We start from the raw sequence: 14,662 nt of genomic DNA, 5'->3' as shown, positions 1-14,662 counted from the left end.
TCCTATGGTAGATCTACCAGCTAAACAGGTGTATATTCTAATCTTCCCTATTATTATTTCTGATAAACGTTAGATGCCTTCAAAATATTCTTTTTTAAAACCGGCAATACGATTCGTATTATCTATCACAAAATAAAACTCATCTGTTTCATTCTTCACATCATAGATCCTGCCTTCTGATAAAACAGAATTTACTTTATATTTTTTTGCATTGGTGTGTACACACTTGACTTGCTTGATGGTGTTATTGTTTTCCCAATCTTGATGAATCATTTCAACGCCCTCCTCTCCCTAATCATAAACATTTATTGTATCGATTACAAGAGCTTTTTCATTTAGTTTACATAATATAATTTCAGTTAACTATCGGTGCGAATCATTCGTCGTAAAATAAATGGCAGCAACAAACTGATAATCAGCATCCGAATCAGCTGTAAAGATCCCACAATCGCAGGATCTGCATCGACCTCATGAGCGGTAATCGCCATTTCTACCAGACCACCTGGTGCTAAGCTTAACATAGCCGTTGCAAAGGTTAGATTAGACCAATGTGACAGAATATAGCCAAAAACAACCGCTAATAAGATAATACCAGCAGAAAATAAGAAGAAGACAAAGGAAAGCCTGCCGACCTTCTTCAAATCAGCGACCGTAATGGATAACCCCAAATGGATACCAATCGATAACTGTGCAAAATGATATAATCCAATTGGTATGTCACTGACAGGTACCGAGGCAATCCTCAGTACGGCAATCACCAGCATAGGTATCAGGACAAACGGTGCAGGCATCTTAAACCGGAATAGATAAGCGATACCAAATAAAACAAACAGCAGGACAATCGACCAGCCATTCAATGAGGTGGTTGTTTCTTCTATGATAAAAGTCTCATTAGAAAATGAAAATAAGAACGTAGCTAATAAAGGAACTAAGAGCAGAACCCCCATTAAGCGGATGGTATGAAAGATCGCTACCATGCCAGTATTGGCTTTCATGGAATCGCTCATTTCAAGCATCACCGATAAACCGCCAGGCACGCTGCCCAGAACGCCGGTAGCATGTCCAATATTTCCATGGACAGCCAGCCATTTACCGCTTTGTATGCAAACAAAAATGATAATAATAGTCATGATTAAAAAAGGAAAAAAATAAGGAAGAACTTTTCCTAATGTTTCATCTGTAAAAGTTGTCCCAATTTGAGCTCCAGTTAATAAAAAACTGATCCGGAGAATCCACTTGGACTGCTGCAGTGGTACTTTCCACCATGAATTCAATAAAAAAATCGCGGTTAGAGGCCCTAAAATCCACGGAAGTGGAATATGTATCAAGTAAAATAATCCCGCCATAAGCAGAGAAACGGCATACATCAATGCAAGGTAAGCAATCTGCATAAACATCCTCTTTCCTTACTAAAAGTTAAAAGCGAATCCAAAGGGGACTCCCCTTTGGATTATTACTCAAACAAAGACAAATAGGCTTCTAGTCCATTCTCTTTTAATTTATCTTTTGGAATAAAGCGTAAGGCAGCCGAATTGATACAGTAACGCATGCCACCCTTGTCTTGAGGACCGTCATCAAAGACATGCCCTAAATGAGAGTCAGCTTCTTCACTTCTAACCTCTATTCGCCGCATACCATGAGAGGTATCCATCTGCTCCGTTAATGAATTTCGATTTAACGGTTTAGTAAAGCTCGGCCACCCACAACCAGCGTCATATTGATCTGTTGTTGAGAATAATGGCACACCGCTTACTATATCGACATAGATCCCTTCTTGTTGATTATTCCAGTACTCATTACTAAAAGGGCGTTCTGTGCCATTTTCTTGTGTGACATGGTATTGAATCGGGTTTAATGTTTGTTTCAACTCGTCCTTGCTGTATGCTTTAGACCAATTATTTTTGATAAACTCCGCCCTACCCGATCCTTTCTTATATAGATTATAGTGAAATCTCTGTTTTTTATAATAATCTTGATGCTTCTCTTCTGCTGGATAGAAAGGTTTAGCCGGCAGGATATCAGTTACAATCGGCTTGGTAAATTTACCGCTGTCTGCCAATACTTGCTTCGATTCTTCCGCTAATTGCTTTTGCTTCCCCGTTGTATAAAAGACAGCCGTCTTATAAGACTCTCCCCGATCATGGAACTGCCCTCCTGCATCGGTTGGATCAATTTGCCGCCAGAAAATCGATAACAATTTCTCATAAGGGAAAATTGACGAATCAAAGGTAATTTCTACTGCCTCTCGGTGTCCTGTCGTGTTGGTGCACACCTCTTCATAGGTTGGGTTTGGTTGGTCACCGCCAGTATAACCTGAAACTACTCGTTCAATCCCAGGCTGTTGGTCAAACGGTTCCACCATACACCAAAAACAACCACCTGCAAATATTGCCTTCTCTAGCTTCTTATCTGTCATGTATAAACAGCCTCCTAAATAGAAACATGGTTACTATTTATTATTGCTCTTCATGCACATAAAATGCAAGTGGTCTGTTTTATTATCGTCCACCCTTGCTAAAGTACGTATTCAAAAAGTCCGCTGCGCTATTTTTATTGGATTTTTGAACAATCCCTTACAGGTGAATATTTCTGTAAAGCAAAAACATGTGTAGCTAGAAGAAAAGTTTAGGCTGTGATTCTCGACTGCGGCGTGGCGGTACATCTTCGATATCATCTATTTCTGCCTCATCACTATCTTCATCTGTTATCATTATTTTGTCCACTTCAGCCTCTGTTTCTTCCAATTCCGCTTCTTCCTCATCTTCATCATTGATTTCACCTAGAGCCTTCATCATATTAATGAGTCTGGGGGCGTTCTTGACCATCGGACCATATTCCTTGATAAGAGGGGTCGCTTGTTGGGCCACTTTCAATACTTGTTGTACATTAGAAAGTGTATTGGTAAGACCTGATCCACTAGAAGCTGTACTTGCTGCCATATTAGGTAATTGGGCAGCATTCGCTGCGTTTGCCGCTTTAGAAGGCAAAAATCGCTGTAATAGAGCTTGAATTCCAGTGGGGTTAGATGCCTGATTAGGCGGTAAAGGAACCCTGTTTGGAAATGGTGGCATAAACGACGATCGCGGCATCGGCGGCTGTGAGAAGAAAGGCGGCTGATTAGGTGGTGGTCGGAACATAGACATTCTCCTTTCATACCTGGAGTTAGTACAGTGTATGTTCCCTAAGAAAAAATGTTATAGGCATACGAGGAAGAGTTAGTTTAAATAGAGGAACAGGGAAGTACACGGCTATTTTAACATCATAATATTTCCGCTATTGCCTGAAATATTTCCTGGGCAAGCGCATATTCTGACAAAGCCCTGTTGAAAGTTGTGGAAGTATAGCTTTTTTTCGTATATGCAAAAGAACGACAGGAAGAGGTTCTGGCTAAAATGTTGTAACCTCTCCCCTCCTGTTGTCCACTCAATCAAAAGAAAATGCCGCCCTTGACCCGGTCGGTGAAGTCTCAATAATTAATTTGGCCTTAATTTCTTCTTTCAGCTGGGCCACATGGGAAATCACGCCAATTGTTCGGTGATCTTGCTGTAAATCCTTCAAACATTTGATGGCTTGCTCTAGTGATACCTCATCTAAAGTGCCAAATCCTTCATCAATAAACAACGTATCTAATTGTACTCCTCCGGCATGGGTCTGGACAATATCGGACATTCCTAATGCAAGGCTTAGTGCCGTTTTGAACCCCTCTCCTCCTGATAGTGTCTTGACAGAACGCTGTTTTCCGGTGTAATGATCCAGCACTTCCAGATCTAAGCCGCTTTGTGCTCCACGCTTGGCCAGTGCCTCACTGCGCAATAGTTGAAAGCGGTGATCTGTCATTTGACTCAGTCGAATGTTAGCCTGCAAAAGGATCTCATCTAGGAAAGTAGATAAAACGAAACGCTCAAACGATAACCGTGCTGAATTATCACCACGCGCTAAATCGGCTAACTCCCCGACATGGAGATATTCCTTCTCTAATAATGCCCGATCAGCTGCTAACTGTTTTGTTTGTGTAATAGTTGTCTGCAGTTGTTCCAGTTGGATATCGATAAACTGAAGTGTTTTATTCAAGCCGTCTTTCTTCTCCGACAATGCTTGAATCCTAACATCTAATATTGATAAATCGGGTTTCTCTTTGCCTTCTACTTGTAATTGAACAGCTTCCAAGCGATTATGCACAAAGTTTTGATCTTGTTGATAGGTTTGGATATCTGCTTCAAGTGTTTGTTGCTGCTTAGTATCCATCAGAGCTTTTTGATAATCTTCGATCGATGAGAAATCAGACTGTTTAAGCAGGTCTGCCAATTGCGCCTCTGCCTCTTCCCATTTTCCCTTTAATTGATCATGATATTTGACAGCTTCATTATGGGCAGTATCTATTTTGTTCTTATCAGCAGTAGCTTGTTCTAGCTGTTCCTGAAGCTTGTCCCAGGCAGCTATTTCTTGATGGACTTGAGCTTCTAATTGTTCAACTTGCTGTTGAAACTCCTCTACAGAGATTGCCTCGTCTGGAAGCTGCTGTTTCATTTGCTGATATCTAGCATGATATTGGAGCCGTTGATCGTTTAAGACCTTACTTGCTTGTTCTGTTTCTTTTAACTGCTGTTTGATATCATCCATAACAGCTAGCTGCTGTTGATTAGCCTGTAGTCGCTGTTCTACATGTTGCTGTTGTGCTTCTAATTGCTGGTATGTTTGCTGACGTTGTTTCCAATGGCCTTCGATCTGTTGCTTTCGCTGTTTGATAGCTGATTGATCATTGGTTAAAACCTGTTCCTGCAATCGTTCCATCTGTTCTTGGCCGGCTTGGATCTGCTGCTTAGATTCAATCACAGCAAGTTCTGCTTTCCTTAATTTCTCCTGCAGTTTGCGGAGCAATTGTTGCTGCTCTTCTTGTTGTCGATTAGTCTGCAAAAACGCTTCTGACTGAGCTGGATGGGGATGTTCCAGTGAACCGCATACTGGACATTCCTGACCTGACTCTAATTGGGAGGCGAGAAAACTTGCCAGATGGGCTTTCTGCTGCTGTTCCAGTTCTTTAGCGATCTTCTCTTGTTTCTTCCACTCTGATTGTACTTCAGACAGCTGCTGTTGATGCAGCCCCCGCTGTTCTGTTAATTGCTGCTGTGACTGGAAGACAGTCTCTAATTCTTCGATCTGCTTTTGGTCTTGTTTCAGTTGCTCTAGATGTTGACGCAGTTCAAACAGTTGTTCTTTAAGAGTTTGAAGTGTCTCCCTGTCCTGATACACTTGCTCCTTGCATTGATCGAGTTTCTCCAGTTGTGTTTCCTTTGCTTGTATTACCTCTTGCTTCTTAGCAAGGTCTTCCTCTATTTTAATCATTTCTTGATATATGGCTTGAAATTGATCCATTTGAGCAAGTAATTCTTGTTGCTTTTTAAGCTTAAATTGCAGATCGGTCCGTTCTTGGTCTCGCTTCTTTTCGTGATCATAACTTTCCTTTACTTGCTGATAATGTTGATCTTTCTTCAGCTGTTGACCTTTCAATTGCTTTAGTTTCTGAACCTGCTCATACCATTCTTGTTCTCTTGTTTTTGCCGATTGTTCTGCTGGTCTGATCCTCTCTGCCTTTTTCGCCCATTCTAATTGCTGTTGCTGTCGATTTACCATGTCTTGCCTTGCTGCAAGTTCTTCCTGTTGCTTTAACAGCTGTTGATGCTCCTCAAAATAATCCAACAATTGCTGTTCTTGGATATATGTCTCTTGTAATTGTTTGATTTGTTTGGTCAGTTCCTGCTCTTGTTGCTGTCCCTGTTGTCTTTGTAATGTTAACTGCTGGACATATATTTGAAGCTGGTTCTCCGCTGTTTGATCAGATTCATCATTCAGCCATTCATCAGGCAGTTTATCGAGCAGTTGTTGGTATTGCCAATCTAATTTCTCGATTTCTTCACGCAGATCTCTTGCCTTATCTTTTAATTTTTCTGTCATCTGTCTATAGAAGTAAGTGCGAAAGATCTTCTGCAGTACTTCCTCACGTTCTCGACTATTCTCAGAGATAAGCTTGCGAAATTCACCTTGGGGGATCATAATCATCTTTTTAAATTGCTCATAATCCAATCCGATCATCGTTTCAATCAACTTATTGACGTCATTGATCTTTGAACTGATTAACTCCCAGTCTTGATCACTTGTCTGCCTATACAAACTTGCTGCAGCCACTTCCTCTGTAAATCCTTCCCCACGAGCCTTACGTTTAAGTTGTTTAGGATTTCTCATCACTCGATAGACGGTACTTTGTAATTGAAAAGTAAACGTAACCCCTGTCGCCTCATCCATTTCTGCAAAATGACTGCGAAAGGCCTCTTGATCACGCTCAGTTCCACTGGCCTTGCCGTACAAACTATAACAGATCGCATCAAAAATCGTTGTCTTCCCTGCCCCTGTTGGACCTGTAATCAAAAAAATCGGTTCTGCTCCTAATACGGTAAAATCAATTACCTGTCGTTCACGATAAGGACCAAATGCAGATAATTCAAGTTTCAGCGCCTGCATATTATTTCTCCCTCTCTTCTGTCATCACTTGCTGAATAACCTCTTTGACATATGGAGCTCGCTCTTCCGGCAGCTCCTCCTTTTTCATCTCCTTATAAAAGGCAGCAAACAATTGTTCATGACTCATTTCTTGCCTTTCCTTAATCGTTTGAATGTCTTTCAAGGACTGATGGACAAAAAGCTGCTTCCTCTCGAGACGCAGAATATTAGGGAATAAACGGCGCAGCTTACTCACAGGATCCATAATGGCTCCGTCATCCAACAAGCGGATCAATAGATAATCTTCTGAGGCAGGTTCTACTTTCCCTGCCAATAAATCGGCAAAATAACCTTCTATCACCCGCAAATCCCTACGCGGCTGTAAAGCTATTTTCTTCAGTTGGATCTCTTCCCCAATATCTGCCAATGTCACTGATTTATGATGATTGGCCTCTGAGAAGGAATATTTCATCAGTGAGCCGCTGTAGCGTACGGTTTCACGTTTTATTTTCTGCGGCTGGTGAAGATGGCCTAACGCCACATAATCAAATGGTTCCAGTACAGCCACGTCAATATAAGGAGCTCCTCCCACCATCGTTAACCTTTCTTCTGATTCTGATTCCATCCCTCCAGCAATAAATGCGTGGCCAACCAGTACATGCTTACTGTCTGATGATAAAACCGGTTCCAGCTCTTGTACAATCCGCTCCATTGCCTGTTGATGTGTTTGAATAGCGGGCTCTTGAAAATAATGCTTTACCTGCTCAGGTTCTAAATAAGGTACTAAATGAAAGGTTACCTTTTGCCCTCTGCATTCCAATATGACCGGTTCAAATACATCTTCTATTGTTGTTGCCAGATATAACTGGTTTGCCTGAAATAGATTTGCCCCGAAGCCTAATCGATCGGGGCTATCGTGGTTTCCAGAAATGGCTACAATCGGAATATGCCATTCCGTTGTTACTACTGTCAAGAAATCATTTAAGAGTTCAACTGCTTCACGAGGTGGAATCGCCCGGTCATACAAATCACCTGCTATCACTACGACATCAGGCTGTTCTGCTTTGATAATTCCAAGCAACTTGTCGATTGCTTCTTTCTGATCAGACGTCATATGCAAACCATGGACAATCTTCCCCAGATGCCAATCTGCAGTATGTAATATTTTCATGTCAAACCCTCTTTCTCCTCCATCACTTTTTTACCATTATACACGAACAAATGATCGCTGTCATCTAACAAATGGAAGATTATTGTCCTTTCGAAAGTAAAAAAACCATGAGCCGTTAGTTCATGGTTTTTCTACTTCTTCGTATTCACTCCACAATTGATCAAAAGTCGCAATAGCAGACGGAAACGGCGTATGCCATTCTAAATAACTGCTAATTTCTTCGTAATCCGTGGAATGCTTGGGAAAACTGAGATCCTCAAACATCCATTCAGCTAATTTCCGCGTATCATCCAGTTGTTTATTGCCTCGATAGCGCATCATAAAATGATAAAAAGACTTCATACTTATTCCCCATTCTCCATAAATTCACGATGTTTTGCTTCCTTTTTACGGTACACGATCCGTGATAGTGTAATACTGATTTCATAAAGTATAATCAGCGGTATTGCAACAACAATCTGCAAAATAAAATCCGGCGGTGTAATCATCGTGCCAATAATGATTAAAATAAAGTAGGCATACTTCCTTGTCTTGCTTAAGAAGGCAGGTGTAACAATCCCTAAAGACGTTAAGAACATCGTAATCACCGGTACCTCAAAAAAGAACGCAAATGGCAAAATAACATTAAACATAAATCGGAAATAACGCTCTACCGTAAAGATCGTATCAAACATATCACCATTTAGTGACAAGACAAACGGCAGGATTAAGCTGGAAAAGATATAATAACCAAAGCCCAAGCCTATCAGAAATAAAATAAAAATCACTGGTATATAGGCAAGCGCTGCCTTTCGTTCTTTTTGAGTTAAGGCAGGCTTGATAAACAGCCATATCTGCACACAAAGGAAAGGCAAGGTGGCGATAAGCGCAACAATAAAGGCAATGGTAATAATAATCCAGAGAATTTCCTCTGGTGCTATCAGGTGTAATGTCAAATCAATTTGATCTAATAAAAAGGCTCGTATATGTTTCTCAAAATAAAAGCCGACAATAAAAAAGATAACAAATACGACAGCTGTCCATATGAGACGCTTTCGCAATTCTGCAAAATGGTCTAAGTACCCCATTTCTGTTTCGGTTGTTGTTGATTTATCTTGCTCCATAGCCAACGTCCCTTCTTGCTTCAAAATCTGCTCAAGAAAAAGAGCTGTCAGTTATTGATTGGTTGACAGCACTTTTTCGACTCGTATGTTTAACGCTTTTCTTTATTATTGTAATCATCGTTTTCATTCATGATATCATTGGTTGCTTTCTTAAATTCACGTAATGAACTGCCAACTGCTTTACCAATTTCAGGTAATTTCGATGGACCAAAGACAATGAGCGCGACAACCAAAATAAGTATAAGACCTGGAAATCCAATGTTTGACAACACACTGTTCACCTCTGTTTATGGTTTATCACGATGCAATCGCCCGTAAGACACTCACTTACAGTCTATCTTAGACGTCAGCACCCAGCTAAATCTCGTTGTCCCTCCATATGATTTTCTTCATTGAGGGGCGCCTCGCTTCATTCATTTATTATCTTCTTTTTCTTTGTCATCATCATTAGTTAATTCTCGTGCTGATTTTTTGAATTCACGCAGAGTTTCACCTGTGGCTTTACCAATCTCTGGTAACTTCTTCGGACCAAAGATGATTAAGGCAATGATGGCAATTAAAATTAATCCTGGGATTCCAATCTGTGCCATATAGCCGCTCCCTTTCTTTATAGAATTTCATTATCTTTTATCATATCACGAATTCTCAGGCTTGTCTTTTATAAAGTTGAATTTATTATGACTTTTTTCGATCATATTGAATAAAGTAATAATCATAAGGATTCTTCTCATCTCGCTCGCCTTTTACACGCGATGTGATTTCCCATTTGGATTCATCAAATTCCGGGAAGAAGGTATCCCCTTCAAAGGTTTTATCAATGTATGTCATATAGATACGGTCTGCAAAGGTTAAAGCCTCACGGAATACACCTTCTCCGCCAATGACAAACCATTCGGTATCAGGGTCACCTGCTTCCATTGCTTGAATATCTTTCATCGAGTGAATGACTTGATACCCCTCTGGGTTTTCGATCTCCTTAGATGTTAGTAAGACATTATGCCGATTTGGCAAAGGGGCATTCATAGATTCGAATGTTTTTCTCCCCATAATAATCGTCTGTCCTGTTGTCTTTTCTTTAAAAAATTTTAAATCCTTAGGCAGATGCCATGGTAATTGTTGATCCTTGCCAATCACTCGATTGGCACTCATTGCAAATAATAATGAAATCATCTCTATCCTCCTAGACGGCTATTGGTGCTTTTATTGTTGGATGTGGGTCGTACCCTTCTAATAGTATGTCTTCTATTTCCATGTCAAATACTGATTTGTTATCTTTGATCGTTACGGTTGGCAATGCTCGGGGTTCTCGGTCTAATTGGAGCTTGACTTGTTTTATGTGGTTAGCATAAATATGAGCATCTCCTAATGTATGAACAAATTCGCCTGGTTTTAACCCACATTCCTTGGCAATCATCATTGTTAACAAAGCATAACTAGCAATATTAAATGGTACACCTAAAAAGATATCCGCACTGCGCTGGTACAACTGACAGCTTAGTTTCCCATCAGCTACATAGAACTGAAACATGGTATGGCACGGTGGCAAGGCCATTGTCGGCACATCTTCCGGGTTCCAGGCAGATATGATATGTCTTCTGGAATAAGGATTATGCTTAATCGATTCAATTACTTCCTGCAGTTGATCAATCATTTCGCCTTGGGCTGTTTTCCATGCACGCCATTGTTTGCCATAGACTGAGCCTAAATCGCCGTAGCGTTTGGCAAACGGTTCATCTGTCAAGATCTTTTGTTTAAATAGTTCCATTTGTTCGTCATATACTTGTTTGAATACATTGTCTGTTAACGAACGATTCCCAAAGTCCGTCATGTTAGGACCTTTATATTCCTCACTTTCTACCCAATTCTTAAACGCCCATTCATTCCAGATATTATTATTATGCTGCAATAAATAACGGATATTGGTATCCCCATTAATAAACCAAAGTAATTCGCTGACAACCAAGCGAAAAGGTACCTTTTTCGTTGTTAACAGAGGAAAGCCTGCCGCTAAATCAAAACGCATTTGATGACCAAAAATCGATAAGGTACCTGTATTGGTTCGGTCATCTCGTTTAGATCCTTCTGCTAGTACCTTCTTACAAAGTTCTAAATATTCTTGTTCACTAGTAATCATTTTTTCCCTTCCTTCCATGCGTATAGAGGCTGTTCAAAAAGTCCAATAAAAAAGACGCCTCGAACTTCTTGGTCCTTTTTAAACACATATTTATATTACAAAATCATAACAATTAAAACCTCTGACTCATATTCTATTTATTTTAACATACATTTTTGCGTAGGAGAGAATAATTTGATAGGGGTGATTTGTATTGTTGCAAGATCAGCTATCACTCGTTGTTAAACATTCATTTGTATATAGCTTCGCCTTTAGTCAACCTTTTTCTTTCTATATAGACATCCATCCCATGATGCAAAATGATATGCTATTAGAAACTGAGGAATTAGAGTATGGAACCCATCAGCCAGCTGTTCATGTCTTACAGCACAAACTAAAAAAACTGGAATATTATCCAGAGCAAGTCGATGCAGAATTCGGAATTTTAACGGAATACGCACTGAAAAAGTTCCAAGAAGACCAGGAACTAGAACCACATGGTAAAGTGGATGAGGAAACGATTCACGCCATTATCGATAAAGAGGAAAAATATTATCACGAGATATTGGACGATTCATTTGAGTTTTATTATGGAGAACAGAGTGATCAAATCGAAGAAGTACAGGAAGCGCTTTTTTATTTTGGTTATTATCAATCCACTATTGACGGCATCTATGGACCACTTTCCGAACAGGCATTACAAGCCTACAAACAAGATATGGGTATAGAAATTCTTCATATTGAACAAGAACCGCCGGTCGAGAAGATTCCAACAGAGGAACAAAATCAACCTGCAGAAGAAGAAAACGGATCAGATGCTTCAATTGAATCGGAACAATCAGCAGTGGAAACAGAACAAGAACTGTCTGAAACAGAAGAAGAGCCGGTAGAAGAAACGAACGGGGAAGAAATCACTGAAGTCGAAGCAGCCACAGAACAACCTGAGGAAGAAGCAACACCACAAGCAGACGAGAGTTCCGAGCCAGAACAAATTACTGTGGAAAGTGCGCCTCCGTCAGAAGCTGTCGCTGTCGCTAAACAACACATAGGAACACCTTATGTTTGGGGTGGTACCACTACATCAGGATTTGATTGCAGCGGCTATATTCAATATGTTTTCCAGCAATTGGACATCAGCTTGCCGCGAACGGTAAGTGAGATGTGGAGTGCCTCAAGCTCAGTAGAACAGCCATCCGTTGGCGATTTGGTTTTCTTCGAAACATATAAGGCTGGTCCGTCACATGCTGGTATATATATTGGCAACGGTCAATTTATCCACGCCGGTTCTTCAAGAGGAGTGGAAGTCACCGAGCTAAGCAACCCATACTGGTCACCAAAATACTTAGGCGCCAAAAGAGTAAGCTCACATTAAATCAAATAAATCTATTTGTTTCGGGTGAAGACCTCCGTATCGTATGCCTAACATATCAATTAATTGTTTGGCATTATCTGCGGCGTCTCCACCCGAATTATTATTAAATAGGACTGTAATATGTTTTACCTGTTGCTCTAATTGTTTCAAACGGTCGACCCATTCCGCTAATTCTCGCTGGTTATAGCGGTAAAGAAAACGGACTTCGCGCCAGTTGTCCTGTCCGTGGTTATTCCAACCATGTACATTCCTGCCATGGAAGCGGACAAGGGCATGGTCATTGGTCGCTTCAAGCACAGTTGGTACCGAACCTTCCCCTGCTTGTGGTTCATCACAAATCACATAACTAACACCTAATTGTTTTAAAAAGTCAATAGTTTGTTGTTCGTTATCATCGGTAAACCAGGAACGATTCCGAAATTCAATAGCCATTGGCGTTGTGCCCATCCATTCCCTTAACTTTTGTATTTTTTGAATATTTCGTGTGCGTAAATCAAACCAAGGCGGGAACTGAAACAGTGTTGTTGTTAGTTTATTAGCGTCGATAACCGGCTGAATAGATTGTTTAAAATCAGCAATTAATTGTTTCACTTCTTTATTCGTCCGTGCATTACGGTCATGACCGGTTAAATACTGAGTCGCCTTAATCACAAATCGAAAACTAGCAGGGGTTGCTTCCACCCATTTCTGATAATTGGCTATTGGCTGCACCGCGTAAAAAGAACTGTCCACTTCCACTACTGGGAAATAGGTACTGTATGTTTGCAATTTTTGTTGTCTTTGTTGTTGGTTTTGATATAAGGTGGCATGGTCTCCCCACCCTGTTACCCCAATCGATATGGTCATCCCCATCTCCCCTTTCTAACCCATTCAGAACATAAAAGCTTCAATTAGGATATGCGATCTTATCTCATTAGAATATCATATGCCGTAAAGATTGGGGAAGAAAAAACAGGAATTTTTTATCTAAAGTCGACGTGAAGGCCGCACCAAAAATATCCTCCCCTTTCAGTAAGGTTATGCTATGCAGTATAGCAGACACCGCAAAAAATGCGTTGAGTATCTAAGTATGGATATTCCGTATGGTCAAACGGCAAATGACCAAGTCCGCTTTTCGTTTGGTTAACCGATCCTATCTATTGTTAGTTACTTTTCAAATCAGGCAAATGATCAGTAAAAAAGGACATGCCTCGCTTAAAGGCCGTTAGTCCATATAACATAGAACTCCAATCAATCAAGGTAACCTTTGGTGGATACCATCTGTTTTCCTCTTGCAAGTGCCACCAGGAATAACGATGTAATCCATAGCGGTAAGCAGATTGCAGCTGACTGTCTTTCGAATGGTTATATGGCAGGTGCAACTGATATAAGGCATATAAATCATATATCCCAGCTGGGAACACAGGTAAAAAACCAGCTACAATATAAGCAGATGCAATATGGCCGGGTGAATTATCAATTTGATCGGCATGGTAACCACCATGTAACCCATCATTTGGACCTGCCCCATATCCCCACACATAAGAAGGAACATCAGCTAATTCCTTCCATTTCAGCCGATCTGCTAAACATGCATTTGCAAAATAATCCCTGTATACCTCACTCTTTGCATACTCTGATACTAAGTAGAAAGGAAATTGATGAACAAATGAAGATAAGAAAGATTCACCTCCATTTGTATCTGTTAACACAGGGATATCACGGTAAGAAATGCGCGGCAGTGCTTCTATTCTATCTTTACTAAAGTTTTGCTCCCATAAAGCCTGAATCTCTTGATGATCAGGCTTTGCCAATAATGCTAAAGAAGCTACAAGTACATACTCATTAAAAGCAGGCAATGGCAGCTTCCCTTCTCCATTTTCTGATACCATGTGAATGGAACCTGTTGGAATATCGGCTACAATAATGCTCCAATCTATCTCATTAAGCAATTGTTGCGCTAAAACTGCTATTTCCGGCTCTTTGTCTTGAAAATAACGACCGGCAAATAAAGCACCTGTCACTAATAAAGAGGTATCAATCGTCGAAAATTCTGACAGTAGGTTTTCACCTGTCTCCATATCTACAAAATGGGCGAAGAAACCTGTTTGCGGATCGCGCGCAACATGGCAGCCTGATATTTTTCCTGAAACAGCCTGCATGGTCATAAGTGCTTTAGCAGCGGCTTTTGAATCCCAATCTTCTTGATCGGCTATACATAAACTAATTAAACCTACACCTGTTGCAGCAATCGAACACCGATAGTCAGGATTGTAATCAAAAGTCATATAATTATCTGCATATAATCCAGTTCGCGGATGACGGGAAGCTTCAAATAGTTGAAAAGCATCATAATATTGTGTATCAAAAAACATCTGTACTTCTTTTGATAATTGGCGATAATAGGTTGTGGTTTGTTCCATGGTTGA

At 40.4% G+C, this 14,662-nt stretch carries 15 protein-coding genes; 1 reads left to right on the top strand and 14 read right to left on the bottom strand.

The window, feature by feature from the left end; all coding sequences use genetic code 11:
- Nucleotides 1–69: 69 nt before the first annotated feature.
- The 12 genes from JOD18_RS01470 to JOD18_RS01415 form a co-directional block, all read right to left on the bottom strand.
- Nucleotides 70–273, bottom strand: coding sequence for a DUF6501 family protein (locus JOD18_RS01470; protein WP_204667099.1), 204 nt, complete (start codon nucleotides 271–273; stop codon nucleotides 70–72).
- An 86-nt stretch (nucleotides 274–359) separates the two neighbouring features.
- Nucleotides 360–1,391 (bottom strand): AbrB family transcriptional regulator, encoded by a 1,032-nt coding sequence (locus JOD18_RS01465; protein WP_239587842.1) that lies wholly within the window; start codon nucleotides 1,389–1,391, stop codon nucleotides 360–362.
- A gap of 62 nt (nucleotides 1,392–1,453) precedes the next feature.
- Nucleotides 1,454–2,416: a peptide-methionine (R)-S-oxide reductase MsrB gene (gene msrB, locus JOD18_RS01460; protein WP_204667097.1), complete on the bottom strand. Its 963-nt coding sequence runs from the start codon at nucleotides 2,414–2,416 to the stop codon at nucleotides 1,454–1,456.
- A gap of 196 nt (nucleotides 2,417–2,612) precedes the next feature.
- Nucleotides 2,613–3,137 carry a VrrA/YqfQ family protein gene (gene vrrA / locus JOD18_RS01455; RefSeq protein WP_204667096.1) on the bottom strand — a complete coding sequence of 175 codons (525 nt, stop codon included), beginning with the start codon at nucleotides 3,135–3,137 and terminating at the stop codon, nucleotides 2,613–2,615.
- A gap of 286 nt (nucleotides 3,138–3,423) precedes the next feature.
- Nucleotides 3,424–6,516: an AAA family ATPase gene (locus JOD18_RS01450; protein ID WP_204667095.1), complete on the bottom strand. Its 3,093-nt coding sequence runs from the start codon at nucleotides 6,514–6,516 to the stop codon at nucleotides 3,424–3,426.
- A gap of 1 nt (nucleotide 6,517) precedes the next feature.
- Entirely contained in the window at nucleotides 6,518–7,666 is a 1,149-nt protein-coding gene (locus JOD18_RS01445) for an exonuclease SbcCD subunit D (RefSeq protein WP_204667094.1), read from the bottom strand.
- Nucleotides 7,667–7,786: 120 nt separating this feature from the next.
- Complete coding sequence (locus JOD18_RS01440; protein ID WP_204667093.1) at nucleotides 7,787–8,008, bottom strand: YozE family protein; 222 nt, start codon at nucleotides 8,006–8,008, stop codon at nucleotides 7,787–7,789.
- Between the two features lie 2 nt (nucleotides 8,009–8,010).
- Nucleotides 8,011–8,769, bottom strand: a complete 759-nt coding sequence (tatC, locus tag JOD18_RS01435; protein ID WP_204667092.1) for a twin-arginine translocase subunit TatC — start codon at nucleotides 8,767–8,769, stop codon at nucleotides 8,011–8,013.
- A gap of 89 nt (nucleotides 8,770–8,858) precedes the next feature.
- Nucleotides 8,859–9,041 carry a twin-arginine translocase TatA/TatE family subunit gene (locus JOD18_RS01430; protein ID WP_204667091.1) on the bottom strand — a complete coding sequence of 61 codons (183 nt, stop codon included), beginning with the start codon at nucleotides 9,039–9,041 and terminating at the stop codon, nucleotides 8,859–8,861.
- 141 nt (nucleotides 9,042–9,182) lie between these two features.
- Nucleotides 9,183–9,359 (bottom strand): twin-arginine translocase TatA/TatE family subunit, encoded by a 177-nt coding sequence (tatA, locus tag JOD18_RS01425; protein WP_204667090.1) that lies wholly within the window; start codon nucleotides 9,357–9,359, stop codon nucleotides 9,183–9,185.
- Between the two features lie 85 nt (nucleotides 9,360–9,444).
- Nucleotides 9,445–9,939 carry a dihydrofolate reductase gene (locus JOD18_RS01420; RefSeq protein ID WP_204667089.1) on the bottom strand — a complete coding sequence of 165 codons (495 nt, stop codon included), beginning with the start codon at nucleotides 9,937–9,939 and terminating at the stop codon, nucleotides 9,445–9,447.
- A 10-nt stretch (nucleotides 9,940–9,949) separates the two neighbouring features.
- The gene (locus JOD18_RS01415) at nucleotides 9,950–10,903 is read right to left on the bottom strand and encodes a thymidylate synthase (RefSeq protein WP_204667088.1); all 954 of its coding nucleotides are present in this window, start codon (nucleotides 10,901–10,903) and stop codon (nucleotides 9,950–9,952) included.
- A gap of 193 nt (nucleotides 10,904–11,096) precedes the next feature.
- On the opposite strand from JOD18_RS01415, the gene JOD18_RS24530 reads away from it, so the two are divergent.
- The gene (locus JOD18_RS24530; RefSeq protein ID WP_275582954.1) at nucleotides 11,097–12,254 is read left to right on the top strand and encodes a C40 family peptidase; all 1,158 of its coding nucleotides are present in this window, start codon (nucleotides 11,097–11,099) and stop codon (nucleotides 12,252–12,254) included.
- Here JOD18_RS24530 and JOD18_RS01405 read toward each other — a convergent pair.
- Together JOD18_RS01405 and JOD18_RS01400 are read right to left on the bottom strand one after the other, a co-directional pair.
- The gene (locus tag JOD18_RS01405; protein WP_204667087.1) at nucleotides 12,246–13,100 is read right to left on the bottom strand and encodes a DUF72 domain-containing protein; all 855 of its coding nucleotides are present in this window, start codon (nucleotides 13,098–13,100) and stop codon (nucleotides 12,246–12,248) included. The two genes, JOD18_RS24530 and JOD18_RS01405, sit on opposite strands and share 9 nt — an antisense overlap.
- 296 nt (nucleotides 13,101–13,396) lie before the next feature.
- Complete coding sequence (locus tag JOD18_RS01400; RefSeq protein WP_204667086.1) at nucleotides 13,397–14,656, bottom strand: hypothetical protein; 1,260 nt, start codon at nucleotides 14,654–14,656, stop codon at nucleotides 13,397–13,399.
- Between the last annotated feature and the right edge of the window lie 6 nt (nucleotides 14,657–14,662).

Origin of the sequence: Gracilibacillus alcaliphilus, from assembly GCF_016909015.1 — a bacterium.
GTDB lineage: Bacteria > Bacillota > Bacilli > Bacillales > Amphibacillaceae > Gracilibacillus > Gracilibacillus alcaliphilus.
The sequence above is the reverse complement of the archived record's forward strand: the minus strand, read 5'-3'. Positions and strand labels throughout refer to the sequence as shown.

Excerpts from the sequence above, each read along its gene's own strand:
- JOD18_RS01470 (WP_204667099.1), bottom strand. The coding sequence starts at position 273 with ATGATTCATCAAGATTGGGAAAACAATAACACCATCAAGCAAGTCAAG.
- JOD18_RS01465 (WP_239587842.1), bottom strand. The coding sequence starts at position 1,391 with ATGCAGATTGCTTACCTTGCATTGATGTATGCCGTTTCTCTGCTTATG.
- msrB (WP_204667097.1), bottom strand. The coding sequence starts at position 2,416 with ATGACAGATAAGAAGCTAGAGAAGGCAATATTTGCAGGTGGTTGTTTT.
- vrrA (WP_204667096.1), bottom strand. The coding sequence starts at position 3,137 with ATGTTCCGACCACCACCTAATCAGCCGCCTTTCTTCTCACAGCCGCCG.
- JOD18_RS01450 (WP_204667095.1), bottom strand. The coding sequence starts at position 6,516 with ATGCAGGCGCTGAAACTTGAATTATCTGCATTTGGTCCTTATCGTGAA.
- JOD18_RS01445 (WP_204667094.1), bottom strand. The coding sequence starts at position 7,666 with ATGAAAATATTACATACTGCAGATTGGCATCTGGGGAAGATTGTCCAT.
- JOD18_RS01440 (WP_204667093.1), bottom strand. The coding sequence starts at position 8,008 with ATGAAGTCTTTTTATCATTTTATGATGCGCTATCGAGGCAATAAACAA.
- tatC (WP_204667092.1), bottom strand. The coding sequence starts at position 8,769 with ATGGAGCAAGATAAATCAACAACAACCGAAACAGAAATGGGGTACTTA.
- tatA (WP_204667090.1), bottom strand. The coding sequence starts at position 9,359 with ATGGCACAGATTGGAATCCCAGGATTAATTTTAATTGCCATCATTGCC.
- JOD18_RS01420 (WP_204667089.1), bottom strand. The coding sequence starts at position 9,939 with ATGATTTCATTATTATTTGCAATGAGTGCCAATCGAGTGATTGGCAAG.
- JOD18_RS01415 (WP_204667088.1), bottom strand. The coding sequence starts at position 10,903 with ATGATTACTAGTGAACAAGAATATTTAGAACTTTGTAAGAAGGTACTA.
- JOD18_RS01405 (WP_204667087.1), bottom strand. The coding sequence starts at position 13,100 with ATGACCATATCGATTGGGGTAACAGGGTGGGGAGACCATGCCACCTTA.
- JOD18_RS01400 (WP_204667086.1), bottom strand. The coding sequence starts at position 14,656 with ATGGAACAAACCACAACCTATTATCGCCAATTATCAAAAGAAGTACAG.